General features: G+C 46.7%; 1 protein-coding gene. It reads left to right on the top strand.

The annotated features are described in order from the left end of the window. A partial coding sequence (locus R8O10_RS27330) for a response regulator (protein WP_318192250.1) occupies positions 1 to 430 on the top strand: 430 nt, incomplete at its 5' end. Positions 431 to 525: the final 95 nt, after the last annotated feature.

Raw genomic sequence — 525 nt, 5'->3', positions numbered from 1 at the left:
AGAGGCGAATGAGGCAACGAACAAAAATCCAGATAAGCCGTGGGTTTTGATTGTCGAAGATACGGAAGTGAATCAGAGGGTTGTTCGCATTATGCTGGAGCTGCTAGGGCTTAAAGTCAGTGTCGCGAGCCATGGTGAAGAAGCGTTGCAGTTATGCCGCGAGCACGCCTTTGATCTCATCTTTATGGATTGCCAAATGCCCGTGATGGATGGGTTTATCGCGACAGAGCAGATCCGTGACATGAATGAGTGGGGCGCTCACGTGCCGATCATCGCATTAACTGCCAATGTAGTGAAAGAAGATCAGCAGCGTTGCTTTGAAGCGGGCATGAACGAGTTTGTTGCTAAGCCTGTGACGAAGGCGCGATTACAGCAAATCTTTGAACAATATTTGCCAAAAGCCCTCAAAAATATCGCCACACCCAAGTGAGTAACTTGAAATTGATCAAGTTAAGTGCGTTTCTATTCTGCAATTGTAACTCTGTATGCTATAGTGCGCGGCTAGTATTTAAAGTACCTTGAGGC

The sequence above is a fragment of the Vibrio sp. 1727 genome, from assembly GCF_033344415.1.
GTDB lineage: Bacteria > Pseudomonadota > Gammaproteobacteria > Enterobacterales > Vibrionaceae > Vibrio > Vibrio alginolyticus.
This window is presented reverse-complemented; position numbering and strand designations above follow the sequence as displayed.